Annotated in this window: 27 protein-coding genes; 12 read left to right on the plus strand and 15 right to left on the minus strand. The window is 53.8% G+C overall.

The features are described from left to right. Positions 1–29: 29 nt before the first annotated feature. From L975_RS00630 to L975_RS00650, 5 genes are all read left to right on the plus strand, one after another. Positions 30–605: a YajG family lipoprotein gene (locus tag L975_RS00630; RefSeq protein ID WP_010864299.1), complete on the plus strand. Its 576-nt coding sequence runs from the start codon at positions 30–32 to the stop codon at positions 603–605. A gap of 9 nt (positions 606–614) precedes the next feature. Then, a complete protein-coding gene (locus L975_RS00635) occupies positions 615–1,181 on the plus strand; it encodes a peptidylprolyl isomerase (protein WP_039045516.1) in 567 nt (188 codons plus the stop codon). A 98-nt stretch (positions 1,182–1,279) separates the two neighbouring features. Next, a complete protein-coding gene (locus tag L975_RS00640; RefSeq protein WP_047706649.1) occupies positions 1,280–1,612 on the plus strand; it encodes a hypothetical protein in 333 nt (110 codons plus the stop codon). A gap of 172 nt (positions 1,613–1,784) precedes the next feature. Then, positions 1,785–3,155: an MFS transporter gene (locus L975_RS00645; RefSeq protein ID WP_052181180.1), complete on the plus strand. Its 1,371-nt coding sequence runs from the start codon at positions 1,785–1,787 to the stop codon at positions 3,153–3,155. Positions 3,156–3,304: 149 nt separating this feature from the next. Further along, positions 3,305–4,036, plus strand: a complete 732-nt coding sequence (locus L975_RS00650; protein ID WP_047706650.1) for an outer membrane protein OmpK — start codon at positions 3,305–3,307, stop codon at positions 4,034–4,036. 150 nt (positions 4,037–4,186) lie between these two features. Here L975_RS00650 and L975_RS00655 read toward each other — a convergent pair whose 3' ends face one another. Continuing rightward, positions 4,187–4,678, minus strand: coding sequence for a YajQ family cyclic di-GMP-binding protein (locus L975_RS00655; protein WP_010864304.1), 492 nt, complete (start codon positions 4,676–4,678; stop codon positions 4,187–4,189). 70 nt (positions 4,679–4,748) lie between these two features. Between L975_RS00655 and L975_RS00660 the strand changes: the two genes are divergently transcribed. Both L975_RS00660 and yajL read left to right on the plus strand, forming a co-directional pair. Continuing rightward, entirely contained in the window at positions 4,749–5,684 is a 936-nt protein-coding gene (locus L975_RS00660; RefSeq protein ID WP_230400757.1) for a ketopantoate reductase family protein, read from the plus strand. Then, positions 5,671–6,276 (plus strand): protein deglycase YajL, encoded by a 606-nt coding sequence (gene yajL / locus L975_RS00665; protein ID WP_010864306.1) that lies wholly within the window; start codon positions 5,671–5,673, stop codon positions 6,274–6,276. The genes L975_RS00660 and yajL overlap by 14 nt, the downstream gene beginning before the upstream one ends. Positions 6,277–6,380: 104 nt before the next feature. On the opposite strand, the gene thiI is transcribed toward yajL, so the two are convergent. The 3 genes from thiI to pomA form a co-directional block, all read right to left on the minus strand. Then, the gene (gene thiI, locus L975_RS00670; protein WP_047706652.1) at positions 6,381–7,835 is read right to left on the minus strand and encodes a tRNA uracil 4-sulfurtransferase ThiI; all 1,455 of its coding nucleotides are present in this window, start codon (positions 7,833–7,835) and stop codon (positions 6,381–6,383) included. Between the two features lie 165 nt (positions 7,836–8,000). Continuing rightward, the gene (locus L975_RS00675; RefSeq protein WP_072032993.1) at positions 8,001–9,035 is read right to left on the minus strand and encodes a MotB family protein; all 1,035 of its coding nucleotides are present in this window, start codon (positions 9,033–9,035) and stop codon (positions 8,001–8,003) included. After that, a complete protein-coding gene (gene pomA, locus L975_RS00680; protein WP_010864309.1) occupies positions 9,035–9,799 on the minus strand; it encodes a flagellar motor protein PomA in 765 nt (254 codons plus the stop codon). The genes L975_RS00675 and pomA overlap by 1 nt, the downstream gene beginning before the upstream one ends. Before the next feature lie 263 nt (positions 9,800–10,062). On the opposite strand from pomA, the gene xseB reads away from it, so the two are divergent. From xseB to dxs, 3 genes are read left to right on the plus strand one after another with little or no spacing between them, the layout of a single operon-like run. Then, the gene (gene xseB / locus L975_RS00685) at positions 10,063–10,308 is read left to right on the plus strand and encodes an exodeoxyribonuclease VII small subunit (protein WP_010864310.1); all 246 of its coding nucleotides are present in this window, start codon (positions 10,063–10,065) and stop codon (positions 10,306–10,308) included. Next, positions 10,305–11,198, plus strand: a complete 894-nt coding sequence (gene ispA, locus L975_RS00690; protein WP_047706654.1) for a (2E,6E)-farnesyl diphosphate synthase — start codon at positions 10,305–10,307, stop codon at positions 11,196–11,198. Before xseB ends, ispA begins: the two co-directional genes overlap by 4 nt. 27 nt (positions 11,199–11,225) lie before the next feature. Next, a complete protein-coding gene (gene dxs, locus L975_RS00695) occupies positions 11,226–13,130 on the plus strand; it encodes a 1-deoxy-D-xylulose-5-phosphate synthase (RefSeq protein ID WP_047706656.1) in 1,905 nt (634 codons plus the stop codon). A 120-nt stretch (positions 13,131–13,250) separates the two neighbouring features. Here the strand turns inward: dxs and pgpA are convergent, their stop codons facing one another. The 9 genes from pgpA to clpB form a co-directional block, all read right to left on the minus strand. After that, on the minus strand, positions 13,251–13,739 hold the full coding sequence (pgpA, locus tag L975_RS00700; protein WP_177326612.1) for a phosphatidylglycerophosphatase A: 489 nt from the start codon (positions 13,737–13,739) through the stop codon (positions 13,251–13,253). Then, the gene (gene thiL, locus L975_RS00705; protein WP_010864314.1) at positions 13,736–14,710 is read right to left on the minus strand and encodes a thiamine-phosphate kinase; all 975 of its coding nucleotides are present in this window, start codon (positions 14,708–14,710) and stop codon (positions 13,736–13,738) included. The genes pgpA and thiL overlap by 4 nt, the downstream gene beginning before the upstream one ends. Positions 14,711–14,766: 56 nt before the next feature. Beyond that, positions 14,767–15,177: a transcription antitermination factor NusB gene (gene nusB / locus L975_RS00710; protein ID WP_010864315.1), complete on the minus strand. Its 411-nt coding sequence runs from the start codon at positions 15,175–15,177 to the stop codon at positions 14,767–14,769. Between the two features lie 32 nt (positions 15,178–15,209). Next, a complete protein-coding gene (ribE, locus tag L975_RS00715) occupies positions 15,210–15,674 on the minus strand; it encodes a 6,7-dimethyl-8-ribityllumazine synthase (protein WP_010864316.1) in 465 nt (154 codons plus the stop codon). A gap of 137 nt (positions 15,675–15,811) precedes the next feature. Next, a complete protein-coding gene (locus tag L975_RS00720; protein WP_010864317.1) occupies positions 15,812–16,480 on the minus strand; it encodes a riboflavin synthase in 669 nt (222 codons plus the stop codon). A gap of 88 nt (positions 16,481–16,568) precedes the next feature. After that, the gene (gene ribD / locus L975_RS00725; protein ID WP_047706659.1) at positions 16,569–17,678 is read right to left on the minus strand and encodes a bifunctional diaminohydroxyphosphoribosylaminopyrimidine deaminase/5-amino-6-(5-phosphoribosylamino)uracil reductase RibD; all 1,110 of its coding nucleotides are present in this window, start codon (positions 17,676–17,678) and stop codon (positions 16,569–16,571) included. A 258-nt stretch (positions 17,679–17,936) separates the two neighbouring features. Continuing rightward, positions 17,937–19,433 carry a glycine betaine/L-proline transporter ProP gene (gene proP, locus L975_RS00730; RefSeq protein WP_010864319.1) on the minus strand — a complete coding sequence of 499 codons (1,497 nt, stop codon included), beginning with the start codon at positions 19,431–19,433 and terminating at the stop codon, positions 17,937–17,939. Between the two features lie 701 nt (positions 19,434–20,134). Next, positions 20,135–20,584 carry a transcriptional regulator NrdR gene (gene nrdR, locus L975_RS00735; RefSeq protein ID WP_010864320.1) on the minus strand — a complete coding sequence of 150 codons (450 nt, stop codon included), beginning with the start codon at positions 20,582–20,584 and terminating at the stop codon, positions 20,135–20,137. A gap of 207 nt (positions 20,585–20,791) precedes the next feature. Next, on the minus strand, positions 20,792–23,365 hold the full coding sequence (gene clpB / locus L975_RS00740; RefSeq protein ID WP_010864321.1) for an ATP-dependent chaperone ClpB: 2,574 nt from the start codon (positions 23,363–23,365) through the stop codon (positions 20,792–20,794). Between the two features lie 369 nt (positions 23,366–23,734). Between clpB and L975_RS00745 the strand changes: the two genes are divergently transcribed. After that, a complete protein-coding gene (locus L975_RS00745; protein ID WP_010864322.1) occupies positions 23,735–24,097 on the plus strand; it encodes a hypothetical protein in 363 nt (120 codons plus the stop codon). A gap of 306 nt (positions 24,098–24,403) precedes the next feature. Here the strand turns inward: L975_RS00745 and yfiH are convergent, their stop codons facing one another. After that, positions 24,404–25,135 (minus strand): purine nucleoside phosphorylase YfiH, encoded by a 732-nt coding sequence (yfiH, locus tag L975_RS00750; protein WP_047706661.1) that lies wholly within the window; start codon positions 25,133–25,135, stop codon positions 24,404–24,406. Then, positions 25,135–26,112, minus strand: coding sequence for a 23S rRNA pseudouridine(1911/1915/1917) synthase RluD (rluD, locus tag L975_RS00755; protein WP_010864324.1), 978 nt, complete (start codon positions 26,110–26,112; stop codon positions 25,135–25,137). Before rluD ends, yfiH begins: the two co-directional genes overlap by 1 nt. Positions 26,113–26,257: 145 nt before the next feature. Here rluD and bamD point away from each other — a divergent pair, with 145 nt between their 5' ends. After that, positions 26,258–26,995 carry an outer membrane protein assembly factor BamD gene (gene bamD / locus L975_RS00760; protein WP_010864325.1) on the plus strand — a complete coding sequence of 246 codons (738 nt, stop codon included), beginning with the start codon at positions 26,258–26,260 and terminating at the stop codon, positions 26,993–26,995. Position 26,996 lies beyond the last annotated feature (1 nt).

Consider the following 26,996-nt stretch of genomic DNA (forward strand, 5'->3'; position numbering starts at 1 on the left):
AGTTTTTAGGCTAAAGGATTGTGCGCACAATGAAAAAATTTCTCCTGCCATTACTGGCCGTCCTGTCTCTGGCCGGCTGTGTCAGCCAACCTAGCAATACCGTTGCCGTCAATCCACCGATTGCGTTGCCACACCAAGACCCAACCCTGATGGGTGCTACGATTGCCATCAGCAGCTCGGATCAACGTCCACAGCCTTACGTGGCGATGGTACGCCGTGGCGAAGGTAAACCTGAGCCGCTGTACGCATCCCGCGACCTGCGTTTTTTGATGCAAGAAGTGCTGGAAAAGCAGATGCAAAAACGCGGCTACATGCTGGGTACCACCGGTCAAGCCACTCTGGAAATTATCCCTATTGAAATCTATGCCGATGTGACTGAAGGCAACCTGCGTCACAACATCACCACTAAGGCCAAAATTCGCGTAATCACGCGTACGCCAAAAGGTGAGATGGTGAAAGAGTACCGCGCAACCTATAACGTTCAAGGGCCGTTAGGGGCGAAGAACGAAGACATCAGCAAAGCGCTGAACGAAGTACTGAAATCTGTGATCAGCGATATGGCGCAGGATGACAGTATCAATACCTATATCCGTCAGAACAGCTGATAGGAGCCAATGATGCGTCGTTTAATGTCTATTGCTGCCACCTTGCTCGTGTGCTGGAGCAGCGCGCTGTTCGCGGCGCCTGCAGCGCCAGTGGTGACCCTGCAAACCTCACAAGGTGAGATTGCAATTGAGCTCGATCCACAAGCCGCGCCGCAAACTGTCGCCAATTTCCTGCGCTATGTGGATGACGGCAGCTATGTCGGCACCCAGTTTCATCGCGTGATCCCAGGCTTTGTGGTGCAAGGCGGCGGACTGGATGCTGATCTGCGCCCACGCCCTGAGTATGCGCCAGTGAAAAATGAGTCGGCCAATGGCTTATCCAACCGTTATGGCAGTATCGCCATGGCGCGCACCTCCGATCCAGATTCAGCCACCCGCCAGTTCTATATCAACATCAGCAACAACACCATGCTGGATAACACCCCTGGCCGTCCGGGTTATGCGGTGTTTGGTAAAGTGATCCGCGGGATGGATGTGGTCGAGAAAATGGCTGCCGTTCCAACGCGCAATGCCGGTGGGATGGCCGATGTGCCGGTCACGCCGATTGTGATTGAAAAAGTCAGCGTGACGCGCTAAACCTGTCAGCAGAAGGCCAGTATTAAGGCTGTCCTTCTGCTGTATTTTTCTGTCGCGCGACAGCACAACAAAATATAACAAAGATAAAGGAGCGAACCATGCCAGCCTCTGCCGCCGAATTTGTCGCCCTGTATCAAGACGCTCTGGCCGAACACCTGCGCCTGATTTTACATGGCACGCCGCAGCCAGAGACATTGCAATTGCTGCGCGATGAGATCCTGCACCACTGGTGGGGACGCGAGCTTACCGACGACATCCCGTTATCCCCCACCGAACATGCCTTCTGGTATACCTTAGCGTTACTCGAATCGACCCCACTGCATGAGCTACGCGGCAATCGCTTTTTACGCCAGCGCCTGCATACCTGCCAAGCCTTACTCAACCAGCATCCGACCAGTACCGGTGTTTTTATTCGTGGCACGCGTCCGTAAATCAAAGCTCGGCTGACTCAACCCCATGCCGCGCAATCCAGCCCCATTTAACCGCTAGAGGGCGTGGTTTATCGCTACTCTCCGTATGGTTTGCCCTATCTGACGGATGCATCCGCCGCCCCTACCTGATAGCATCGTGGCTGTTTTGAATTTCACACGGAGTAACAGGCGCATGCGAGCCTCTCCTTCAAGTCTGCGAAGCACCCTTCGCAGTTACGCTGACATCCGGCTGTGGTGGATTTTTCTGCTGGGATGCGCCAGTGGTTTTCCCTGGGTGCTGATCGGCTCCAGTATGAGCGGCTGGCTGAAAGATGCCGGTATCTCCCGCGCCACCATCGGTTTTTTTGGTTCGATTTTTATCGTCTACGCCATCCACTTTATCTGGGCACCGTTGATTGACCGAGTGCGCCTGCCGTGGCTGCATGCCCGTTTGGGTCAACGCCGTAGCTGGATTGTGTTGATGCAGATTTTCATCCTGCTGGCGACGGTGGCGGTTGGCTTTACCAATCCGGCCGATTCACTGCTGTGGACAACATTGCTGGCCTTTACCATTGCGGTGGCCTCTTCCACGCAAGATATCGCCATTGATGGCTACCGGATTGATATTCTGTCGCAAGACAAAGAGATGCTACCGCAAGGCTCGGCGATGGCGGTGATCGGTTGGTGGACTGGCTATTCACTACCTGGCTATCTGGCATTTCACTTTGCCGATCAATACGGCTGGCAACACGTATTTTTAGGCATGGGCGCCATCAGCGCCTGCTGGCTGCTGGGGGTTTTAGTGATCCGTGAACCCCAAACCGGGCGTGATGAATTACAAGCCGAAGCCGAAGCCCATTACTCGCGCTATTTGCATAACAGTAAGCTAGTCACTTGGCTGGCAGTCACCGTGGTTGAGCCGTTTGCCGAGTTTTTCCGCCGTAACGGCGCATCATTGGCGCTGTCTATCTTAAGCTTTGTGTTTTTGTTCAAGATTGGTGAAGCCTTTTTAGGCCGCATGTCGATCACCTTTTATAAAGAAATCGGCTTTAGCAACCAGCAAATTGCCGAGTATTCCAAGCTGATTGGCTGGTTTGCCACCGTGGTGTTTACCCTGATGGGTAGCATGCTGAACGTGCGTTTCGGGATTGTGCGTGGGCTGCTGATCGGCGGAATTGCCATGGCCGGCAGTAACCTGATGTTTGCATGGATTGCCAGCGTCGGGCCGAATGAGCATCTGTTTGCCGCCACCATTATCGTGGATAACTTTACCACTGCCTTTTCCTCGGTAGCGTTTGTCTCGTTTCTAAGCTGGCTCAGTGGACGCGCCTTCTCGGCCACCCAATATGCCTTGCTGTCATCACTGGGGAATCTGGGGCGCACCACACTCTCGTCATTTAGCGGACAAATGGTGGACATGTTACACGGCAACTGGACGCTATTTTTCATTTGCACCTCACTGATGGTGGTGCCGGGATTAGTCCTGCTGTTGTATGTAGGCAAACGATTTTCTGCCCTCACCACCGACCACGGCGCGTCAGCGAGTGATTCAAGTCACAAATAACTAAATCGATTGCGCAATATCCTGTAAAATCTGCGAGAGCTCTCACTATGGCACTTCCCCTGAACGGGAAGTGCTTTTATTATGTGCGCCCTGTTGCACCGAGATGTAACACTTTATTTCATTACCCGTTGTCGTTTTCTGAGGTATTCATGTACAAACGTCTTGCCTGTTTATCTGCACTTGCTGCCCTGACCGCTACCTCTGTTCAGGCCGAGCCTATCTACAGTTTTGCTAACGTAAGTGCGAACTACCTCGACTGGAGCAGCCGTACAACCAAAGATACAAATCCTAGCAAAAAAGACTTCCCATATCTGGAGCTGGAAGGCGGCGCCGGTTACAACTGGGGTGAGGTGTACGGCTTCTTCGATCTGGAAAACCCGACTCGCGAGTGGGATCGTAACGATGGTATGCGTATCGCAGCTAAAGGCACCGTGCGTTACTACCTGGGCGACTCAGGCTTTAACCTGTACGGTCACTACTACAACACCACGTCAAACAGCTTCTATGAAAATAACCTGATCTACGGTATCGGTTATAACTTCAACGTAGGTCCGGTGTGGGCAAAACCATTCCTGGCCGCTAACTACACCCACAATAAATTCTTCGAAGGTAGCAACGGCTACATGTTCGGTTGGGTTCTGGGTTATGACTTCCAAGTGGCTGGCCAGAAGTTCAGCTTCACCAACTGGAACGAATATGAATTTGCCCGTGACGAAGCATACGGCAATGGCGGTAAAGATGGTCTGAACGGCGCAGCCGCTGTTTGGTGGCATCCAACCCCAAGTATCACTACCGGTATCCAGTACCGTTATGCGGACAAGAAACTGGGTAGCGAAGCCTATCAGAACGCGATGGTGTACTCCATCAAGTACAACTTCTGATAACGCTGACGGGTTACAACAAAAAACGGACACCAAGGTGTCCGTTTTTTTATGCGCGTTTTATGTGCCCGCACTTATCTCCACCAGTACACCGTGAATGCTAAGCACCGCAGCGCGCCGAGAGATGATTATGCAGGCAACAAAGCGTGATTAGTCGCGGAAGTTATTGAACTGGAATGGCTGACCCAGATCAGCGCCACGTACCAGTGCCATCACCGCTTGCAGATCGTCACGTGACTTACCGGTCACACGAACTTGCTCGCCTTGAATCTGCGCTTGAACCTTCAGCTTGGAGTCTTTAATCAGCTTCACCAGCTTCTTGGCCATGTCAGTTTCGATACCCTGCTTGAGCTTCACTTCTTTACTGAAGGTTTTACCGCTATGCTCACAGCTATCTGGCTCTTCCAGCGCGCCATTTTGGATCTCACGCTTAACCAGCGCACTGCGCAGGATGTCCATCAGTTGCTCAATCTGGAAATCTGACTCGGTCGCAACTTTGATGGTCTGATTTTTTTCGTTCATCTCGATGCTGGCAGTTACGTTACGAAAATCATAACGGCTTTCCAGTGCCTTGTTGGCATTGTTTACCGCGTTACGAACTTCCTGCATATCAATTTCAGAGACAATATCAAAAGAAGGCATGACGACTCTCTCTTCTGTCAACTCAACAATGGCGGGCATAATAGCAGAAAGTCAGGAACGACGGGAAAAGATGATGAAAATTACCGTACTGGGATGTGGTGCCGTCGGCCAGCTATGGCTAGGCTACTTGCAGGCTAAGAATCATACTAAGGAGCATGCCGTGCAAGGCTGGCAACGCAGCGCCGAGGCAGCGCCGGTGCGCTTTACTCTGCAGCCGCCAAGCAAGCCAGACAGCGCCTCAGGCCAAGAACGCCAGTATCAGCTGCCATGCAATGACCCGCACCATCTGGCCAGCAGTGATTGCTTACTGGTGACGCTCAAAGCCGGCGACGTTGCGCCAGCACTGTTACCGATGCTCGACAAGCTCTCAACAAGCTGCGCGATCGTCTTGCTGCATAACGGCATGGGCAGCTTAAGCGAGCCACAACTGGCGCAGATTCAGCAACCGCTGCTACAAGGGATCACCAGCCATGGCGCGCTGCGCTATGCGCCCCACAGTGTACGCCATACCGGCTACGGCGAAACCCATCTCGGTGCGCTCAATGCCGCCGGACAAACTCGGCTTGACGCTATTACCGATGTGCTCAATGCAGCGTTCCCGCCCGTCACTGCACATACCGATATCCGGCCACGGCTGTGGCACAAACTGGCGGTGAACTGTGCAATCAATCCACTGACTGCGCTGCGGCAATGTCGCAATGGCGCACTGCTGTCACTGCAAGCCGAACTGCAGGCCTTATGCGGCGAAACCGCGGCGGTGATGAATGCCGAAGGTATCGTAGTCAGTGCTGAGCAGCTGCTGGCTGGGGTCAATCAGGTGATTCAGACGACAGCAGAGAACTTTTCCTCGATGCATCAGGATATTACTCTGCAAAGAGCGAGCGAAATTGACTATATTACCGGATACTTAATTCGTCGGGCGCAAGCACATGGTCTTGCTGTCCCGCATCATCAGGCCCTGTATGCGGCCATCAAACAATTGGAGTCTGCCCATGCCAAACGCTGAACACCGCGCCACGGCACTGGTCTGTATCGCCCCTGGCTCGGAAGAGCTGGAAGCGGTGACCGTCCTCAACCTGCTGGCGCGAGCCGGCATCCGTACTACCTTAGCTAGCGTCGATGGTGATGGCGCACTGCCCGTCACCTGCTCACGAGGAACAACGTTGCTGGCCGATGCTGCGTTAATCGATGTGGCCGATCAGCCGTTCGATATGATTGTCTTACCGGGCGGTCTTGGCGGTGCGGAATACTTTGCTCGCAGCGAATTGCTGACCGAAAAAGTGCGTCAGATGCATTTGGAAGGCCGTTGGGTGGCCGCTATCTGCGCCACTCCGGTGCTGTTTTTACAGGCGCGCGGCCTGTTTGCTGACAGCAACATGACCTGCTATCCCAGCCTGTTGACCGACATCCCCGAAGAGCACCGCATCAATAAGCGCGTGACGGTCGATCCACGGTTTAATCTGATCACCAGCCAAGGCCCCGCGACCTCGATTGATTTTGCCCTGAAAATCATCGATACCTTGTGCGGTAAAGAAACCGCGGCGCAAGTGGCGGACGAGCTGGTACTGCCGCCGGGCATTTACAACTACGCTGACTAAACCGTCAACCTCGGCATAAGGCCGCAAAGCTAAATCCTCGCCATAAAAAAACCACCTAGCGATGCTTATCGTAGGTGGTTTTTCTTCACTCGCTTACAAGCTAATTATGGGCGATACACTTTCACGTTCGTGAAGCCTTTCTCGCGCAGATACAGTGCCTGCAGCTTGCTCATCACGCCACGCTCGCAGAACAGCAGATAAGTCTTAGACTGATCCAGCGTATCGAATTGGGTCGACAGCTTGTAGAACGGCATGCAGGTGACGGTCACGCCTTCCAGTACCAGCGGCTTTTCCTCTTCCTCTTCAGGCGAGCGGATATCCAAGATCACTTCGTTAGCACCGAACTCCGCCACGGTTTCCACTTCTGGAATTTGCTCTTTGGCTTGCTCAGCGATATCGCGGATATCCATGTACTGCGCGTTTTCAATCACGTCATCCAAAATAGCGAAGTTGAATTTGCTCTCTTCTTCTTCAATCTTAGATTTCACCGCTTTCACGGTTGGGCTCTTGGAGATCACACCGCAGAACTCTGGCATGGTCTTAGCAAAATCTTCGGTACCGATTTGACGCGCCAAACGGATGATGTGCTCTTTGTCATGGGAGATCAAAGGGCGCAGGATCAGGGTGTCAGTCACGTTATCAATCAGACGCAAGTTAGTCAGGGTCTGGCTCGAAACCTGACCCAGCGCTTCACCAGTCACCAGCGCCTGAATGCCGAATTTCTCCGCCACCGCTGATGCAGCACGCATCATCATGCGCTTTAAGATCACGCCCATCTGGCCGTCTTCAACTTTTTCCAGAATCTCACCGACAACCGGTTCAAAGTTGATGGCACAGAAACGGACTTTGTGCGAAGAGCCAAAACGGTTCCAGATATAATGGGATACTTGCTTCACACCAATCTCGTGCGCCGAGCCACCCAGATTGAAGAAGCAGTAGTGCACGCGGCAACCACGGCGGATCAGCATATAGCTCGATACGCCGGAATCAAAACCACCAGAAACCAGTGACAGCACATCTTCCTGCGTACCGATTGGGTAGCCGCCCAAACCTTCATGGCGTGCTTTCACCAAACGCAGACGATCATCTTCCACTTCCAGACGCACGGTCACTTGTGGATTGGTCAGGTTTACTGACGCGGTTTCGATATGCTGGTTCAGACCGCCGCCCACATAACGTTCAACGTCTTGTGAGTTGAAGCTCTGCTTACCACGGCGCTTAGCACGCACACAGAACGTTTTGCCTTCCAGCAGTTCACGGTTGGCCGCCAGTGTCTTTTCGAAAATATCGTGCAGATCGGTATACACGCACTCTTCGACTTCCAGAATATGGTGGATCCCTGGGGTCTGCGTCAGACCGTCCAACAGACGGGCACGGTTCTCCGCGCTGTCGTTTTTGGAGCGGACTTCAATGTGATCCCAATGACGTACCACAGCCAGCGTTTCATCGTACTTTTTCAGTACGTTACGGATGTTGCCGGTCAAGATCTTGGCAAAGCGCAGTCGTACTGAATCGCTTTTGATCATGATTTCCGGGAAAAGCTTGACGATAAATTTCATATTCTTTCAGTAACACGTGGAGGTTAAGAGGAGTGCGCGAAGGCGCGGATTATACACAATAGCGTAGATGCTGTCTCACTGTTGAGCCATTCTGCGCGCAAGCGATAAAGAAAAACAGCCGTATCGGCAAAGCGAATACGGCTGTTTTACTGAAAAGTAACTCACTCAGAATGACTGCTCACTGGCCGGCGTAGCATCCGCGGCTGACGCGCTATCTGTTACCGCTGTACCTGTTGCGGTTGTACCTGTTGACGTGGTGGCCTGCGCAGCGGGCTGACTCACCGGTACCGGCGCTGCCGGTGACAGCGACGTGCTAGACGGAATATCTAATCCGCCAGATTCGGTCGGTTTCCCCTGCAGCACCAAAATCTCCACGCGGCGGTTTTGCCGACGATGCTCTTCGCTATCATTGGGGAAACGCGGCTCGCTATCGGCCACCCCGATCACTTCCAAACGCACTGGATTGAAATGCTCGTTTTTCTCCATCTCGATAGCAATTGAAGCCGCACGCTGAGCAGACAAATCCCACGCCGAGCGGAACAAGGTGGTATCGACATTGCGATCATCGGTATGCCCGATAATGCGAATTTGCCCCGGCACGCTGTTCAGCAGCGCCGTAATATCCGCCACGACCGGACGGAATTTAGGCTGCAAAAAGGCTGAACCAGCGGCAAACGCCACGCCTTCATTCATACGGATCAACAGCTGCTGGCCTAACATCTCCAGCTCGACCCCACCGGTGAGGTTTTCACGCTCCATCATCAGCTTCAAGCGTTGATAGACCTCATCCATCGCTTTGGAGGCGGCTTTATTCTCTTCATGCGCCTGCTGCTGTTTTTCCACCTGCACTTTGGCCCCTGAGCGATCAGAATCGCCCGGCTGGAAATACAACGTTGGCAAAGTCACATCCGCCGTTTGCTGCTGGATCACTTCCACCGGCGTCGGATCAGGACGCCCAGGGCGGTATTCCTGCGCCACCACGCTGGTGCCCTTCGGAATATCTTTCAAATCTAACCGATTTTGTACCCCGAAAGCGCTACGCACTGAACCCGCGATCTGCTTGTATTTCTCCACATCCATCTCAGAAAACGACAACAGAAGGACGAAAAAGCATAACAGCAGCGTCATCAGATCGGCGAAGGTGGTCATGTAAGCCGGCGCACCTCCAGTGCGACGGGGAATTTTACGCGGCTCGTCCATCAGGCAGCCTCGTTCATCAATTCACGCTTGGACTCATGCAGATAGTTCTTCAGTAACGACTCAATCACCCGTGGATTGAGGCCATCTTGGATAGCCAGCACGCCATCGATAATCAGACGGCGATTGAGTGCCTCTTCATCGCGGCGCAGCGCCAGCTTATCGGCAATCGGGTTGGCAATCATGTTGGCAATCAGCGCCCCGTACAAGGTGGTGATCAAGGCCACCGCCATCGCAGGTCCAATAGATTTCGGATCGGACATGTTCGCCAGCATCGCCACCAGACCAATCAGGGTACCGATCATCCCCATCGCCGGCGCCACATCGGCAAAGGCGCGGAAAATCTGCTCGCCGCGCTCATGGCGCTCCAGCGTCAGATTCAGATCTTTCGACAAAGTCATGCGCACGGTAGCTTGCTCGTGCCCATCCACCAGCATGTCGACGGCTTTGCGCATAAACGGGTGGTCAATTTCCACCTCTTCCAGCGCCAAGAAGCCGCCCTTACGTGCCGCATCGGCCAGCGCCACCAGCTGCATGATCAAATCATCCGCGCGGGTTGAGCGATAGAAAAAAGCTTTGGTGGCAATTTTGGCCGCGCCCCAGAACTGGCTGAGGGTAAATTTCATCATCACGACAAAAATACTGCCCCCCACCACAATCAGGACGGAAGGAATGTCCACATACACCAGTCCGTTGCCACCCATGATCATGGCATAGATGATAAATGCGAATGAAACAATCAGACCGATAAGTGTTGCCAAATCCACAACTGATTCCTCTTACAAATAAAACGCCGGCAGACAGCAAAAAACGCGCCGCAAACCCCTTTTGTTCTGGGTTTTATGCGAAAAGGGACAATAAAAATGCGTATTTGCGTCCCCATAGCACTGTGTCGGCAGCAAGTGCAAAACATTGACAGCAAAATCAAAAAAAAGCGCTCTATATCGCACACTTCATTTTGCGCCGATTTGACCGGACGGCACGGCTGGGGTAACTTTTGCGGCATTGATTTCCCAAGTTTTTACCTGCTATGGCCAGAGCTGCGAAAAAAACCACCGATTTTGCCTCCACGCTCACTGAATTGGAGCAAATCGTGACCCGTCTGGAAACGGGAGATTTACCGCTGGAAGAGGCGCTGACCGCCTTTGAACGTGGTATTGTATTGGCACGGGAAGGTCAGCAGCGGCTGGCTCAGGCAGAGCAACGGGTGCAAATCCTGCTCAGCGACAACCCGAACGCCGAATTAACCCCTTATCCAACCGATAGCCAGTCATGAGCACACTGTTTGCACAACTCTCTTCCCTTTATCGGGAGCGCATCGATCAGGTTCTGAGCCACTCGCTGTCCGCCTTGCCTTTGCAAGAGCAAGAGATGGTGCAGGCCATGCATTACGGTGCTTTGCTGGGCGGGAAACGCCTGCGTCCATTTTTGGTGTACGCCACCGGTCAGCTGTTTGCTGTGCCGCTAGACGCGCTCGATGCACCCGCGGCGGCGGTCGAGTGTATCCACGCCTATTCGCTGATCCATGACGATCTGCCGGCGATGGACGATGACAATCTGCGCCGTGGCCAGCCGACCTGCCACATTCGCTTTGGCGAAGCGCAGGCGATTTTGGCCGGTGATGCGCTGCAAACACTGGCGTTTACTATACTGACCAGTGAGCGCGAACCGGTGAGCGCGGCAATCCAACTGGCACAGGTGCGCGAACTGGCGCAGGCCAGCGGCGTGGCTGGGATGTGCGGTGGCCAAGCGCTGGATTTGGCCGCCGAAGGCAAATCCTGTTCGCTGGCGCAATTGGAGCAAATCCATGCCCACAAGACCGGTGCATTGATCCGCTGTGCCGTGCGTTTAGGCGCGTTGGCGGCAGGCCCTGCCGGTATTGCTGCGTTACCGGCACTGGATCGCTATGCCAACGCTATCGGTCTGGCATTTCAGGTGCAAGATGACATTCTGGATGTGATCGGCGATACCGCCGTGATCGGAAAACAGCAAGGATCAGACCTTACACTGGGCAAAAGTACCTATCCTGCCCTGCTGGGTATTGAAGGAGCCAAAGCCAAAGCGCGGGAATTATACCAAGAAGCTTTAGGCGCATTGCAGACTCTGCCGTACAATACTAAAGCACTGGAAGCTCTGGCCAGTTACATCATTGAGCGCGACAAATAAAACCCTAACGCGCAACGCGAGTTTGTGATGAATCTTGATATCGCTAAATACCCTATGCTGGCACTGACCAATACGCCAGAAGAATTACGTCTGTTGCCGAAAGACAGCCTGCCACAGCTGTGCGCGGAGCTGCGTGAATATCTGCTTAACTCTGTCAGCCGCACCAGTGGTCATCTGGCGTCTGGCCTCGGCACGGTCGAACTGACCGTGGCGCTGCATTATGTCTACAACACCCCGTTTGATCACTTGATCTGGGATGTCGGCCATCAAGCCTATCCGCATAAAATTCTGACCGGTCGCCGTGATCGCATGCCGACCATTCGCCAAAAAGGCGGTCTGCACCCGTTCCCGTGGCGTGAAGAGAGTGAGTTTGATGTGCTGTCCGTCGGCCACTCCTCCACCTCGATCAGTGCAGGTCTTGGTTTGGCGATTGCCGCCGAATACGAAGGCAAAGGGCGTAAAGTGGTGTCCGTGATTGGTGATGGTGCCATGACTGCGGGTATGGCGTTTGAAGCCATGAACCACGCAGGGGATCTCCATCCTGACATGCTGGTCATTTTAAATGACAATGAGATGTCAATTTCGGAAAACGTCGGCGCACTGAATAACCATCTGGCGCGCGTGCTGTCTGGCTCGCTGTATTCCAGCATCCGTGAAGGTGGCAAGAAAGTGCTGTCTGGCCTGCCGCCAATCAAAGAGCTGCTTAAGCGTACCGAAGAGCACATCAAAGGGATGGTGGTACCAGGCACGCTGTTTGAAGAGTTAGGCTTTAACTACATCGGCCCAATTGATGGTCATAACATCGATGAATTGGTGCATACGCTGAAAAATATGCGCGGTCTGAAAGGCCCGCAGCTGCTGCACGTGATGACCAAAAAAGGCAAAGGCTATGCGCCAGCGGAAAAAGATCCGATTGGCTATCATGGCGTGCCTAAATTCGATCCGGCCCAAGACAGCCTGCCGAAAAGCAGCGGCGGTCTGCCAAGCTATTCTGCTATCTTTGGCGATTGGCTGTGCGAAATCGCAGCCAAAGATCAGAAACTGATCGGCATTACCCCCGCGATGCGCGAAGGCTCCGGCATGGTGCGCTTTTCAAAAGAGTACCCGAAACAATATTTCGATGTGGCGATTGCCGAACAGCACTCCGCCACCTTTGCCGCCGGCTTAGCCATCGGTGGCTATAAGCCGGTGGTTGCGATTTATTCCAGCTTCTTGCAACGCGCCTACGATCAGGTGATCCACGACGTGGCGATCCAAAATCTGCCGGTAATGTTTGCTATCGACCGCGGCGGCATTGTCGGCGCGGATGGTCAGACGCACCAAGGCGCGTTTGATCTGTCATTCCTGCGCTGCATCCCAAATCTGGTGGTGATGACGCCAAGTGATGAGAACGAGTGTCGGCAGATGCTGTACACCGGTTATCAGCACTCAGGCCCATCGGCGGTGCGTTATCCGCGTGGCACCGGCACTGGCGCGATCTTAGAGCCTCTGGCGGCCTTAGAGTTGGGTAAAGGGGTATTACTGCGGGAAATGAGCGCCTCTGCCGATATCAATCAACCGCATATCGCATTCTTGAACTTCGGTACGCTGTTACCGCAAGTGATGGACGCGGCGCAAGAGCTCAATGCCAGCGTTGCCGACATGCGTTTTGTTAAACCGCTGGATACTGCGCTGGTCTTGCAACTGGCCGCCGAGCACGATGTGCTGGTGACGGTTGAAGAGAACGCCATCATGGGCGGTGCGGGTAGCGCGGTGAATGAAGCCTTGATGGCGGCGGGTGTGTGTAAGCCGGTGTTGAACCTCGGTCTGCCGGACTTTTTCATTCCGCAAGGCTCTCAAGATGAAATTCGCCATGACTTAGGTCTGGATGCGGACGGCTTTGTGCGTCAGGTTCGTGAGTATTTAGCGCAGCGCGCTACTCTGCAAAAATAAATTTCGGCCTCTCGCTCATGAATAAAAAACGGCGCTTATCGCGCCGTTTTTTATTGTCATCAACATTAGTCGTGGTGTTGCCGCCGTGCATACCCTAATCGGCTATTAGGCCCACCTAAGTTACGCCCACCACTGTGCACCCAGCCATAAACAGGCCGCGGCGATGATCCCTGCAATCACATCATCAATCATGATGCCAAAGCCGCCATCCACTTTGCGATCAAACCAGCGGATAGGCCATGGTTTGACCATGTCAAAAAAGCGGAACAGCACAAAGCCGGTCAGCACCCACTGCCACGTCATTGCCGGCAAGGCCAACATGGTGATAAACAGACCGACAAACTCATCCCAGACAATCGCGCCGCTGTCATGCACCTGCATGTCGCGGGAAGTTTTATCGCACAGGTACACCCCGACGATAAAGCTCAGCACGATGGCCAGCAAATACCACGGCAAGCTCAGATGCGCCAACAACCACCACACCGGCACCGCAGCCAGCGTCCCCATGGTGCCGGGTACTACCGGCGATAAGCCACTGCCAAACCCCAGCGCCAAAAAATGCACGGGATTACGCAGCGACACTTTATCCAACCCGTCGCGCATCATCAGCCTCCGAAATGGTCAAAACCGTGCAGATCGAGCGCTTGCACTTCGCCATCACGGATAAACTCCAGACGACCATCTTGCGCCGTGATCTGACCGATACAGCTATAGCTTACGCCGAGATTCGCCAGCGCTGTATCCAAACGCAGGCGATTGACTTCCGGCACCGTAAAGCACAGCTCGTAATCTTCACCGCCCGCCAGCGCCCACGCTTGTGCTTGCTCAAGGTCAGTGACGCTACGTAACGCCGGTGAGTACGGCAGTTTATCCAGCTCGACCCGCGCGCCGCAGTGACTGCGTTTTAAGATATGGCGCAAATCTGACGCCAGACCGTCGGATAAATCCAGACAGGAAGAGGCAATGCCCGCCAATGCTTGGCCGACTAAAATGCGTGGGCTAGGGCGTAAATGCCGCTGCAACAGATAGGCGCGAGTCTCAGGATCGCTCACCTGTAAGCGCTGTTGCAAAATCGCCAATCCAGCAGCGCTGTCGCCCGGCGTACCGGTGACATAAATCCAATCGCCCGGATGCGCGCCACTGCGGGTCAACGCCTTGCCATACGGCACCTGACCGAATACGGTCAGCGTCAGGCTGAGTGGGCCTTTGGTGGTATCACCGCCCACCAGCTGCACACTGTAGTAATCAGCCAGCTCAAACATACTACGGCTGAACTCAGCCAGCCACGGCTCTTGCACCTCGGGTAAGGTGATCGCCAATGACAGCCACGCTGGGGTCGCCCCCATCGCCGCCAAATCACTCAGATTCACCGCCAGTGCTTTATAGCCCAGATCCGCCGGATCAATATCCGGTAGGAAATGGATACCACACACCAACGTATCGGTACTGACAGCCAATTGCTGGTTTTCTGCCAGTGTCATCAGCGCACAATCATCGCCGATGCTGAGCTGCACGTCTTTACGCGAAGCTCTGTCACGCGTGAAATAACGCGCAATCAGGTCAAATTCACCACAAGACATAAATCAATCATCAATCAGCGGGATAAAAAAAGCCGGCAATGCCGGCTTTTTTTGAATTACTTACGAACCTGCGGGGCTAGTTTGTCCAGCACACCGTTCACAAACTTGTGACTGTCTTCTGCACCGAACATCTTGGCCAGTTCAATCGACTCGTTGATCACCACTTTGTACGGTACGTCTTGACGCTTGGTCATTTCATACACGGACAGGCGCAGGATAGCGCGCTCAATAGGATCCAGCTCATCGATCGCACGGGAAAGGTGTGGAGCCATTACACGATCCAACTCTTCGTGATGCAGGGCCACGCCGACCAGAAGATCGCGGAAATAGGCAATATCCGTGCCTTTCATATCCTGATCCGTCAGGAACTGTAACTCTACATCGGCGACGTCGTTCTTGGAGATCTGCCAGGAATAGATGGCTTGCACGGCACACTGGCGTGCACGACGACGTTCAGCTGGTTTCATGGCGGGTTTCACACTTTCCCCCTTCAGGACTCTCAAATTGCATTCAATACGTTAACCATTTCCAGCGCAGTCAGAGCAGCTTCTGCACCCTTGTTACCGGCTTTAGTACCGGCACGATCAATGGCTTGTTCAATGGTTTCAGTCGTCAGCACGCCGAAGGCAACCGGAATATCCGATTCCATCATGACCTGAGCCAGACCTTTGCTGCACTCACCGGCCACATATTCAAAGTGTGCCGTGCCACCGCGGATCACAGTACCCAGAGCGATAATCGCATCATAGTTACCGGTTTTAGCCAGACGACGGGCAATCAGCGGTAACTCGTATGCACCCGGTGCACGTACCAACGTGATATTGTCATCAGCAACCTGACCGATGCGCTTCAGTGCATCCAGAGCACCATCCAGCAGGCTTTCGTTAATGAAGCTGTTAAAACGTGCAACAACTACGGCAACACGTGCTTGCGGGGCGGCTACAGAGCCTTCAATTACCTTCATGATCCTTCCTGTTGCTCATTCCGGCTGACGATAAGGCGCCGGATTCTATCACAGTATTATCAAGTGTGCAGAGCTTGCTCGGTCACTCTCGACAGATTCGTTTTATTTTATCTGTAAAAACGGGGCAATGCTGCGCTTCAGCGCAGAAAACCACTGCGGGCCAGTAAATCCATACTCACCCCACCGCTGTTGGCCGCTGACGACTCCGCCGCACGTTCACCGAGCAGCAGACGCTCTAAATAACGGGCCAGTAAGTCCACTTCGAGATTAATCTTACTGCCGGTTTGCCAGTTCAGCGTGGTAGTTTCCTGTTGGGTGTGTGGCACCAAGGTTATCTTGAAATCGGCGCCGTCTACCGCATTGATGGTCAAGCTGATGCCATCTAGCGTTACCGAGCCTTTCTCCGACAGATAACGCGCCAGCTCTGCCGGCGCACGCAGCCAAAACTCAATGGCGCGCCCTAAATCTTGCCGACGCAGCACTTGCGCCACGCCATCGACATGGCCGCTGACCAGATGTCCACCCAAACGGGTATTGAGAGTCAGGGCTTTTTCCAGATTCAGCGCTTGGCCAGCGCGGTAATCGGCAAACGCACTGCGCTGCAAGGTCTCCAGCGATAAGTCTGCCTGATAGCCTTGCGCTGTTAGCGCGACCACGGTCAGGCACACACCATTGGTGGCGATACTGTCGCCTAAGCGCACATCACTCAGATCCAGTTTGCCACTGTTGACCGTTACCCGCACATCGGCCCCTTGCGGGGTCAGCGCGGCAAGGGTTCCCACCGCTTCAACAATTCCTGTAAACATAGGAGGTTATCCATATGATCCGCCGTGGCGCACGCTTGCCCGCACGCCGCGACAGGTAAAATCCAGTGTTGGCATATTATCGTGCAACTCAGTATTGCGGTAGCATTATCAGCCGTAAATCCTCACCGACTTGCTGCACATCGGCAAAGCGAAATTGCGGTGCCTGCGCCAGTGATTCTAATCCCGGCAATGCGATCAGACCGCGCGCACTGTCACCGAGCAATTTCGGCGCCAGATACAACACCAGTTCATCCACCAAGCCCGCCGCAAACAGTGCACCTGCCAGTTGCGCGCCGCCTTCAACCCACACCTGATTGATCTGCATCCGGCCCAGTTGCATCATCAAGGTCACCAAGTCGACTTTCCCTTCACGGTTCGCCGGTACGGTCAACTGGCGCACGGTTTCCGGCCAATCTTGAGTATCAGCGCTCAAACGCGCCAAGCACACCTCTCCATCGACATGCACCAAGCGATGCTCAGGACGCACCTGATTGCGGCTATCCACCACCACCCGTAGTGGCTGGCGCAAGGCCGAGCTCGGATAAGCGGCCTGAATATCCGCCGGCAAATCGGCATGCCGCACATTGAGTGACGGATCATCAGCCAGCACGGTGCCACTGCCGGTCAGAATAGCGCCGGCTTGAGCGCGAAACACCTGCACATCACGACGCGCCGCAGGGCCGGTGATCCACTGACTCTCGCCCGAGGCCATCGCGGTGCGGCCATCGGCGGATGCCGCCAGTTTAAGCTGAATATACGGAAAGCCGGTGCGCATGCGCTTGAAAAAGCCCTTGTTCAGCGCTTCGGCCTCGGTTTGCAGTACCCCGTGCTCCACGGCAATGCCGGCTTGCTGCAACCGATACAACCCGCGCCCCGCCACGGCAGGATTGGGATCTTGCATCGCGGCCACCACGCGGCTCACGCCTGCGGCAATCAGTGCATCGGCACAAGGTGGTGTACGGCCATGGTGACTGCATGGCTCCAGCGTCACATAGGCGGTAGCACCACGCGCCTTGTCACCGGCCATACGCAGCGCATGCACCTCGGCATGCGGCTCGCCCGCGCGCTGGTGATAGCCTTCACCGACAATCTCACCGTCACGCACAATCACACAGCCCACATTCGGATTCGGTGCCGTCGTAAAACGGCCATGGCGCGCCAGCTCCAGCGCCCGCGCCATATACTGCACATCATTCATTGCTTCAACTTCCCTTGCGGTCTGAGCTTATCAACCCAAACTCTTTCTGGTGCGACAGCGTATCAAACTGCCACTAACTGCTTGCAGTTTGGCACCATCAGCGCAGAAATCCAATCCTTGGCATCACGCGTCACCGCGTTCAGCACTTCCGATTTCGTCCGCCGCAGTGAGCGACAGAAAAAAAACCGGCGCAAGGCCGGTTTTTGCATGCGTGTTATCTTTCATCGCACAGATATCATTACATCGCGCAGAACTCTATCAATTGATATCAGGATGCTGCGCAATCAGGCGTTGGCGCTGCGCACCGAGGGTCGCTATTTGCACATTGAGCGCCTCAATTTTCTGCTCGATAGTGTCGTATTGCTCTTGCAGCAACTCGCGCGCCTCGGCTTTATCCGACGCCGCCGGTGTCGCGCCTTTTAAGGGCAAATTGGCCGTTTCTTTCATCAAAATACCGGTGATCAAACCCACCACCGCAATGGCCATCAAGTAATACGCCGGCATATACAAATTCTGTGTCACTTCGACCAGCCAAGCACTCAAGGTAGGTGTCAGACCGGCAATCAGCACCGAAATATTGAACGCAATCGCCAGTGCGCTATAGCGAATTTTAGTCGGGAACATCGCCGGTAAGGACGACGCCATCACCCCGGTAAAGGCGTTCAATAGCACCGCTAACACCAATAAACCGGCAAAAATCAGCACCAGTGAGCCGCTGGTGATCAACATAAAACAAGGCACCGCCAACAGCAGCAAACCAATGCTGCCGCCAATCACAAACGGGCGTCGACCAAAGCGGTCACTCAGAAGCCCAATTACCGGCTGCACAAACAGCATCCCCAGCATCACCACAATGATAATCAAGATCCCGTGATCTTCAGGGTAATGTAGGTTATGCGACAGATAACTTGGCATGTAGGTCAGCAGCATGTAGTAGGTGACATTGGTGGCAATCACCAGACCCACACAGCTGAGCAAACTGCGCCAATGGCCACGGGCAATCTCTGCAAATGACACCGGCTGCGGCGCGTCGGCAGCACTGTGTTGTTGCAAATTCTCACTGTGCTTTTGAAACGCAGGCGTTTCTTCTAACGCATGGCGCAAATACAGGCCAATGACCCCGAGCGGTAATGCCAGGAAAAACGGCAGTCGCCAGCCCCACGCCATAAAGCGCTGCTCACCCAATACCGATGAGAGCACCACCACAACACCCGCGCCCAGCACAAAGCCAGCAATCGAGCCAAAATCCAGCCAACTGCCCATAAAGCCGCGTTTTTTATCTGGCGAATATTCCGCCACAAAAATAGCCGCACCGGAGTACTCTCCGCCGACCGAAAAACCCTGCGCCAGCTTAGCCAGCAGCAATAAAATCGGCGCCCAAATCCCGATACTGTCATACGACGGGATCAGCCCAATACAAAAGGTGCTGATCGCCATGATAATGATGGTGATGGCCAAAATTTTCTGTCGACCATATTTATCGCCCAGCGCACCAAAGAAGATCCCGCCCAGCGGGCGTACCAGAAACGGTACTGAAAATGTCGCCAGCGCGGCAATCACCTGCACCCCAGGTGTCGCGCCAGGAAAAAAGATCTGCCCAAGGGCATACGCCACAAACCCATAGACCCCGAAATCGAACCACTCCATGGCGTTACCCAGAGCGGCGGCAGTAATGGCTTTTTTCAGTTTAGCGTCATCAATAATAGTAATATCTTGAATTTGTAGTGGTTTTACCTTCTTCCCTCTTAATCGCATTAAGATCCTACCTCTTTTTTGTACCGTAAAACGTACAGCAAATTTATTCGTAACGGATACGCATGCAGCTAGCAGCCATCGAGTTGCCATAGATAAACGGCAGCCCTTAACCGGCCAAACGGTCAGACACCTCCCACGCGGAGGAACAAAACATCACAGGCTTTTTGCGAATGCAGCAGTACTGCGGGTACCGGCATTACCAGAAATACCGGATCTGGCGAACACGCCAAAAGAAACCGGAATGGCATTGCAGAGCACACACCCCATTTGGAGTTATGGCGTTACGAGCGATGAACCTGTTTCGAGCCATTGCGGTCACGAAAGGCCGTATCCGCTCTTATTCAGAGGGGGTGGATACCGCCGAATCTCAGGTCCAAGTGCTGTATAGAATACTGTATGATGATTGTTTTTTCAAATTAACGCATGATTTTGTCAGACATTACGCCCTGCACCATGCGTAAATAACCTGTTCACATAAAAACACAACGCATTGTTTTTAAATTAATTTAATGCGAAACAATCACTGTAAAGAGTGGTTATCTAGACTAGATTAGTCTAATCCAAATTGCATAATTAATGCATAAAAATAAAGGCGTTCGAGAGGACAAAAAGACAAGAGACAAGAGACAAGAGAGCATGCCGCCCCTCGGCAATCCAGCAAGTGGGCACAAGGGAGCTCGCCCCCTTGCGCCACGTAACACTCAATCCTGCAAGCGTGCGATTTCCTCGCCAAACTCACGGATATCTTCAAAACTGCGATACACCGAGGCAAAGCGGATATAAGCCACTTTATCCAACTGTTTGAGCGCATCCATCACCAGATTGCCCACCAGCTTAGCCGGCACTTCCCGCTCACCGGTTGCCCGCAAACGGCTCTTAATATGGCTGATCGCCTTTTCCACATCATCGGCACTCACTGGACGCTTTTCCAACGCCCGCAGCATGCCATTACGCAGCTTATCTTCGTTAAACGGCTCGCGGATATCATTGCTCTTGATCACCCGCGGCATCACCAATTCGGCAACTTCGAAGGTCGTAAAACGCTCATTGCATTCCAGACACTGACGGCGACGGCGAACCTGTGTTCCATCCGCCACCAGACGTGAGTCGATCACCTTGGTGTCCACGGCGGAACAAAAAGGACAGTGCATACAGCCTCCCGTACGGCAATAATCAGATTCGTACACCGTAGTGTACTCTGAGGGCGCTATACGGCGCAAAAAATCCGTTATTCTCGACGCCAGAAAGGTCAAACATAGCGATTTATGCTGCGTACTCCGCCAACAGCATGCTAACCGACATAAAAAAACAGGTGACCGAAGTCACCTGTTTTCTGTACGTTTCGCAACGGATTGCTGTTACTGACGAGCAACAATCTTGCCGTCTTCCATCTCCAGCTCGACCGGTTTGCCCGGTAACAGAGCGCCAGACAGAATTTGCTGCGCCAGTGGGTTTTCCACTTCCTGTTGCAGAGCACGTTTGAGCGGACGCGCACCGAAAATCGGGTCGTAACCGGCTTTGGAGATGTGCTCCAGCGCCGCTTCGCTCATGTGCACCTGATAACCACGCTCTTCCAAGCGTTTGTACAGGCGTTGCAACTGGATAGCTGCAATCGACTTGATCTGATCGCTGCCCAGTGGATGGAACACCACGGTTTCGTCGATCCGGTTGATAAATTCCGGACGGAAGTGACGGCTCACTACGCTCATCACCAACTCTTTCATTTCACCGTAATCCAGCGTACCAAACTGCTCCTGAATCAAATCAGAGCCCAGGTTGGAGGTCATGATCACCACGGTATTACGGAAATCAACCGTACGCCCTTGACCATCGGTCAGACGACCATCATCCAGCACTTGCAGCAAGATGTTGAACACATCCGGATGCGCTTTCTCCACTTCATCCAGCAGGATGACAGAGTATGGACGACGACGTACCGCTTCGGTCAGGTAACCGCCCTCTTCATAGCCCACATAACCTGGAGGCGCCCCGACCAGACGAGACACCGCATGTTTTTCCATGAACTCAGACATATCCAGACGCACCATGGCATCATCGCTGTCGAACATGAAGTTAGCCAGTGCCTTACACAGCTCGGTTTTCCCCACCCCAGTTGGGCCTAAGAACAAGAACGAACCAATCGGACGATTTGGGTCAGCCAAACCGGCACGGCTACGGCGAATTGCATTCGATACCGCTTCCACCGCTTCGTTCTGACCAATCACGCGTTTATGCAGCTCTTGCTCCATACGCAGTAACTTATCGCGCTCACCTTCCAGCATCCGCGCAACCGGAATACCGGTGGCTTTCGACAGCACTTCGGCAATCTCAGTATCGGTCACCTTGTTACGCAGCAATTGCAGATCGTGCGTATCGGTCTGACTGGCGTTTTCCAGCTCTTTTTCCAAGGCCGGAATTTTACCGTACTGCAGCTCAGACATCCGGGCCAAATCACCGGCACGACGTGCTTGCTCCAGATGAGTACGCGCTTGCTCTAACTCGGCTTTAATGTGCTGAGTACCGGACAGCGCCGCTTTTTCTGCCTTCCAAACTTCGTCCAGCTCGGCGTATTCGCGCTCTTTGGCTTCCAGCTCTTCGTTCAGCATGGTCAGACGCTTACGGCTTGCTTCGTCCGACTCTTTTTGCAGCGCTTGCTGCTCAAGTTTCAGCTGAATAATCCGGCGGTCTAAGCGATCCAGTGGCTCTGGTTTCGAGTCAATCTGCATCCGGATGCTGGACGCCGCTTCGTCAATCAGGTCAATCGCTTTATCGGGCAACTGACGGTCGGCAATGTAACGGTGCGACAAGGTTGCCGCCGCCACAATCGCTGGGTCGGTGATCTGCACGTGGTGGTGCAGCTCATACCGCTCTTTCAGACCACGCAAAATGGCGATGGTATCTTCAACACTTGGCGGCGCCACATACACTTTCTGGAAACGACGCTCTAATGCTGGGTCTTTCTCAATGTATTGGCGATATTCATCCAGCGTGGTGGCCCCCACACAGTGCAAATCACCGCGCGCCAGTGCCGGTTTGAGCATGTTGCCCGCATCCATCGCGCCATCGCCTTTACCGGCGCCGACCATGGTATGCAGCTCATCGATAAACAGAATGACGCTGCCTTCTTCTTTAGCCAGCTCATTCAGCACACCTTTCAGACGCTCTTCAAATTCACCGCGATATTTAGCACCGGCAATCAGCGCGCCCATATCCAGTGACAGTACCCGCTTGTGTCGCAAGCCTTCGGGCACTTCACCGTTAATAATCCGCTGCGCCAAGCCTTCAACAATGGCGGTTTTACCCACCCCAGGCTCACCAATCAATACCGGGTTATTTTTGGTCCGACGCTGCAAGACTTGGATGGTACGGCGGATCTCTTCGTCACGGCCAATCACCGGATCCAATTTGCCTTGCTCAGCACGCTCGGTCAGATCGATGGTGAATTTCTTCAATGCCTGACGCGATTCTTCGGCGTTAGCATCATTCACATTTTCACCACCGCGCATCTGATCGACCGCCGCATTCAGTTTATTTAAGGTCGCACCTTGTTTGCGCAGCAACTCACCGAGTTTGCCGCGCTCTTCTGCTGCTGCCAGAACGAACAGCTCAGAAGAGATAAATTTGTCATTGCGCTTTTGCGCAATTTTGTCACACAGGTTCAGCAGACGCACGGTATCTTGAGACAGTTGGACATCGCCCCCGATCCCTTCGACTTTCGGAATTCGATCCAGCTCCTGATTTAGCTCGGCGCGCACAGCAGCCACATCAATACCGGCACTCGTCAGCAGCGGTCGAACAGTACCCCCTTCCTGATTCAATAATGCCAGCATTAAATGAACCGGTTCGATGTACTGATGATCGCGTCCGAGCGCCAGCGATTGCGCTTCCGACAGCGCAACCTGAAATTTACTTGTAAGACGATCCAGACGCATAACACCTCCAGTCAGGTTGTTGTATGCAAATACTTACTCTCATAACAAGAGATAAGGACTGTTCGGCTCTTTTCAAGTATCACACCTAAAATGTTTTACTCGCCTTATACAATCAGTCTCATTAAATTTCACTCCGCACTGTACTGCCTGTCATGGTTTTTTCTATTACACCCTGCCGCAATTTGTAAAAAAAACAGTGATTCTCCTTCTGGGAGTTTCTGTTACATCTTGTTGTTTTTATTCAACGTTTAAGCATAGAGCTTTCGTGGCTGAAGGCGTAAAAGAGGTGATGTACTTAATCTATTTTGTTGCCTCCCCGTCACCGTACGGCTAGATCGCCCAGATCGCGGGGTTACTAAGGAGATTCATATGTCAGAACATAAATCAGGCTGCTGCCACAGCGAACCAGCGGCGCATCAAGGCCACGGTAAAGAGCCACACACTCGCGAACTGACAACTCAGCACACTGCCGAACACGTGCATGAAAGCATGCGGGCGCGCTACGGTGAGCCTGCCGGTGAACATGTGCACGACAAAGATCACCACCCAGAGCGCGAACATGAAGAGAGCCATCCACATACTCAGCATGGTGGCGATCCGGAAGGACACAAACACCCCGTTAAACACCGTGAAGGCGCATCCCACAGCGATGAGCGTCACCACCATGTGAAACATCACGACCATAAAATGCCATCTCGTGAGCACCACAAACACGCGCACGATAAAGAATAGCCGCAGTACGGATTTAGTCCGTGCCGAAATACGGGTATTAACCCATTGCGATGACATGGTTTTTGTTAACCATGTTCTTGTTAAAGATAGCTTCTGTTACATAAGTGCCGATCTCTCCGTTTCGGCCAATAAAAAAGGCACGCCGCAGCGTGCCTTTTTCTTGTTTGAGCTTTCCTCTATCTTCCCTTATCTTCCCTTATCTTCCCTTATCTTCCCTAGGGATTTTTCACCAAGGACTTTGCCCTCAGCGCGTTCCTCACTGGAAACGTTCACCCAAGAAAATCAAGGGAAACCAGCAACCAGCAATTACTCTTCAATCCAGATCAAGCTGGCCTGACGACCGGTTTCTGACTCCCGACGGAACGAGAAGAAACGCTCAGGATCGCTATAGGTGCAATAATCACCACCATAAATCGCGCCAACTCCCGCCGCCAGCAAGCGCTGACGCGCCAGCAGGTACAGGTTGGCTAAGTAGCGATCGCCATGCGGCTGAAACGCCATAGCGGCTGCGGGATTGAACTGGATAAAGCGCTCACGCACCTCTTCACCCACTTCAAACACCTGTGGACCAATCGCGGGGCCCATCCACGCCATCAAGCGCGCTGGCGCGACGCCAAAACGGGCCACGGTTTTTTCCAGCACCCCGTCACACAGACCGCGCCAACCGGCATGGGCTGCCGCGACTTGGCTGCCATCGGTGCTGCAAAACAGCACCGGCAAGCAATCGGCGGTCATCACGGTACAGACTTGACCGGCGGTAGCGGTGAACGCCGCATCGGCTTGTTTACTTTCACCGTCAGCCAGCGGCAGGGTCAGCACACGTGTACCGTGAACCTGATCCATCCAGACCGGCTCATGCGGCAAGCGCGCAGCGTTACGCAGCAACGCACGGTTCTGATCGACAGCGCTCAGTGAATCACCCACATGCGAACCTAAATTCAGGCTGGCATACGGACCTTCACTCATCCCCCCGTCACGGGTGGTACTCAGCGCACGCACCTTGGCGGGCGCTGGCCAGTCCGGCTCAATCCAGTTCATCAGTCATCCATCTCGTCTTTGTGCGCCAGCGTATCGGCACGCAGCGCTTCCACCAGCTCTACCATATCCTGTGGAATCGGCGCATGCCACTCCATTTGCTCACCGGTGATCGGGTGCACCAGACGCAGCATGGTGGCGTGCAGAGCCTGACGATCAAAGCGACGCAGTACCTGCATAAACTCTTCCGACGCGCCTTTTGGCGGACGTGGACGGCCACCGTACAACGGGTCGCCAATCAGTGGATGGCTGATATACGCCATGTGGACACGGATCTGGTGCGTACGCCCCGACTCCAGACGCAGACGCAAACGGGTATGGGCGCGGAAACGCTCCATGATCCGATAGTGCGTAACCGCCGGTTTACCCATTGGGTGCACCGCCATGTGAGTACGCTTACTTGGATGGCGCGCAATCGGCTCATCCACGGTACCGCCTTTGGTCATGATGCCAATGGCAATCGCCTCGTATTCACGGGTGATTTCACGGCGCTGCAGCGCTTCCACCAAGTGGGTTTGCGCCGGAACGGTTTTCGCCACCACCATCAAACCGGTGGTGTCTTTATCCAGACGGTGCACGATCCCGGCTCGCGGCACATCGCTAATCGATGGGCAGTAGTGCAGCAAGGCGTTCAAAATAGTGCCGTCCGCATTACCGGCGCCCGGATGGACCACCAGATCGCGCGGCTTGTTAATCACCAGAATATGTTCATCTTCATAAACGATATCCAGTGCGATATCCTGAGCTACCCAGCGTTCCTGCTCTTCGATAACGGTCGTGACCGCGATCTGCTCACCGCCGAGGACCTTTTCCCGCGGGCGATCGACGACAGTGCCATCGACCCGTACGCAGCCATCCTGAATCCAGGTTTTGATGCGCGAGCGGGAGTAATCTGGGAACAACTCAGCCAGAGCTTGGTCTAAGCGTTGCCCGAGTTGCTCGTAAGCCACTGTCGCAGTAAGTTCAATTTGTTGTGCCATGTCGCAACTTCTTTATTAACGTTGAGTGTATTAACGTTGGGTTTTAACGGCATGCCGTTTAGAATAGCCGGCAATTGTACATTTTCTTTGCTGGGATCTTAACCAAAAGACTCCCGCAAGCCACTTGAGGATGATCGAGAACGTCATGAAGCGTATTACAGCCCTGATGGTATCAGCTGCTCTTGCCGTCACGTTAGCAGGATGCTCCAACACCAAGGAAACCGTACCGGATGTGCCGCCGTCCGAACTCTATGCCAACGCACAGGCAAAACTGCAAGACGGTAACTTCCGCGAGGCCATCACCCAACTGGAAGCGCTGGACAACCGCTATCCGTTCGGTCCGTATTCCCAGCAGGTACAGCTTGATCTCATCTACGCTTATTATAAGTCAGCCGATCTGGCCTTGGCGATGGCTTCCATCGACCGTTTCCTGCGTCTGAACCCAACTTCGCCTCAGGCGGACTACGTGCTGTATATGCGCGGTCTGACTGATATGGCCTATGATAACAACCTGTTGCACGGCATTTTCGGTATCGATCGCTCTGATCGTAGCCCCGATCACGCCCGTCAGGCGTACCGTGACTTCACCATGCTGATCCAGCGTTATCCTGATAGCCAGTATGCCGCTGATGCCCATGCCCGTCTGGTATTCTTGAAAAACCGTCTGGCCAAGCATGAGCTGTCCGTGGCCGAGTACTATACCAAACGTGGCGCGTATGTCGCGGTGATTAATCGGGTTGAGCAGATGCTGCGTGATTATCCAGACACCCAAGCCGCCCGTGAAGCCCTGCCGCTGATGGAAAATGCCTATCAGCAACTGGGCCTGACCGCTGAAGCGGCCAAAGTGGCGAAACTGATTGCCGCCAACCCTGTGAGCGCCTAAT

Origin of the sequence: Plesiomonas sp. ZOR0011 (genome assembly GCF_000800945.1) — a bacterium.
Classification (GTDB): domain Bacteria; phylum Pseudomonadota; class Gammaproteobacteria; order Enterobacterales; family CAMTGL01; genus Plesiomonas; species Plesiomonas shigelloides.

What these genes read in the sequence shown, in the direction of transcription:
- ispA (WP_047706654.1), top strand. Translation starts at nt 10,305, where the DNA reads ATGAGCACACTGTTTGCACAACTCTCTTCCCTTTATCGGGAGCGCATC.
- L975_RS00660 (WP_230400757.1), top strand. Translation starts at nt 4,749, where the DNA reads ATGATGAAAATTACCGTACTGGGATGTGGTGCCGTCGGCCAGCTATGG.
- yajL (WP_010864306.1), top strand. Translation starts at nt 5,671, where the DNA reads ATGCCAAACGCTGAACACCGCGCCACGGCACTGGTCTGTATCGCCCCT.
- ribE (WP_010864316.1), bottom strand. Translation starts at nt 15,674, where the DNA reads ATGAAGGTAATTGAAGGCTCTGTAGCCGCCCCGCAAGCACGTGTTGCC.
- L975_RS00675 (WP_072032993.1), bottom strand. Translation starts at nt 9,035, where the DNA reads ATGGACGAGCCGCGTAAAATTCCCCGTCGCACTGGAGGTGCGCCGGCT.
- thiL (WP_010864314.1), bottom strand. Translation starts at nt 14,710, where the DNA reads ATGTCTTGTGGTGAATTTGACCTGATTGCGCGTTATTTCACGCGTGAC.
- bamD (WP_010864325.1), top strand. Translation starts at nt 26,258, where the DNA reads ATGAAGCGTATTACAGCCCTGATGGTATCAGCTGCTCTTGCCGTCACG.
- L975_RS00655 (WP_010864304.1), bottom strand. Translation starts at nt 4,678, where the DNA reads ATGCCTTCTTTTGATATTGTCTCTGAAATTGATATGCAGGAAGTTCGT.
- L975_RS00745 (WP_010864322.1), top strand. Translation starts at nt 23,735, where the DNA reads ATGTCAGAACATAAATCAGGCTGCTGCCACAGCGAACCAGCGGCGCAT.
- yfiH (WP_047706661.1), bottom strand. Translation starts at nt 25,135, where the DNA reads ATGAACTGGATTGAGCCGGACTGGCCAGCGCCCGCCAAGGTGCGTGCG.
- proP (WP_010864319.1), bottom strand. Translation starts at nt 19,433, where the DNA reads ATGCGATTAAGAGGGAAGAAGGTAAAACCACTACAAATTCAAGATATT.
- L975_RS00650 (WP_047706650.1), top strand. Translation starts at nt 3,305, where the DNA reads ATGTACAAACGTCTTGCCTGTTTATCTGCACTTGCTGCCCTGACCGCT.
- nrdR (WP_010864320.1), bottom strand. Translation starts at nt 20,584, where the DNA reads ATGCACTGTCCTTTTTGTTCCGCCGTGGACACCAAGGTGATCGACTCA.
- L975_RS00635 (WP_039045516.1), top strand. Translation starts at nt 615, where the DNA reads ATGATGCGTCGTTTAATGTCTATTGCTGCCACCTTGCTCGTGTGCTGG.
- L975_RS00720 (WP_010864317.1), bottom strand. Translation starts at nt 16,480, where the DNA reads ATGTTTACAGGAATTGTTGAAGCGGTGGGAACCCTTGCCGCGCTGACC.
- L975_RS00640 (WP_047706649.1), top strand. Translation starts at nt 1,280, where the DNA reads ATGCCAGCCTCTGCCGCCGAATTTGTCGCCCTGTATCAAGACGCTCTG.
- thiI (WP_047706652.1), bottom strand. Translation starts at nt 7,835, where the DNA reads ATGAAATTTATCGTCAAGCTTTTCCCGGAAATCATGATCAAAAGCGAT.
- xseB (WP_010864310.1), top strand. Translation starts at nt 10,063, where the DNA reads ATGGCCAGAGCTGCGAAAAAAACCACCGATTTTGCCTCCACGCTCACT.
- clpB (WP_010864321.1), bottom strand. Translation starts at nt 23,365, where the DNA reads ATGCGTCTGGATCGTCTTACAAGTAAATTTCAGGTTGCGCTGTCGGAA.
- L975_RS00645 (WP_052181180.1), top strand. Translation starts at nt 1,785, where the DNA reads ATGCGAGCCTCTCCTTCAAGTCTGCGAAGCACCCTTCGCAGTTACGCT.
- nusB (WP_010864315.1), bottom strand. Translation starts at nt 15,177, where the DNA reads ATGAAACCAGCTGAACGTCGTCGTGCACGCCAGTGTGCCGTGCAAGCC.
- ribD (WP_047706659.1), bottom strand. Translation starts at nt 17,678, where the DNA reads ATGAATGATGTGCAGTATATGGCGCGGGCGCTGGAGCTGGCGCGCCAT.
- rluD (WP_010864324.1), bottom strand. Translation starts at nt 26,112, where the DNA reads ATGGCACAACAAATTGAACTTACTGCGACAGTGGCTTACGAGCAACTC.
- dxs (WP_047706656.1), top strand. Translation starts at nt 11,226, where the DNA reads ATGAATCTTGATATCGCTAAATACCCTATGCTGGCACTGACCAATACG.
- L975_RS00630 (WP_010864299.1), top strand. Translation starts at nt 30, where the DNA reads ATGAAAAAATTTCTCCTGCCATTACTGGCCGTCCTGTCTCTGGCCGGC.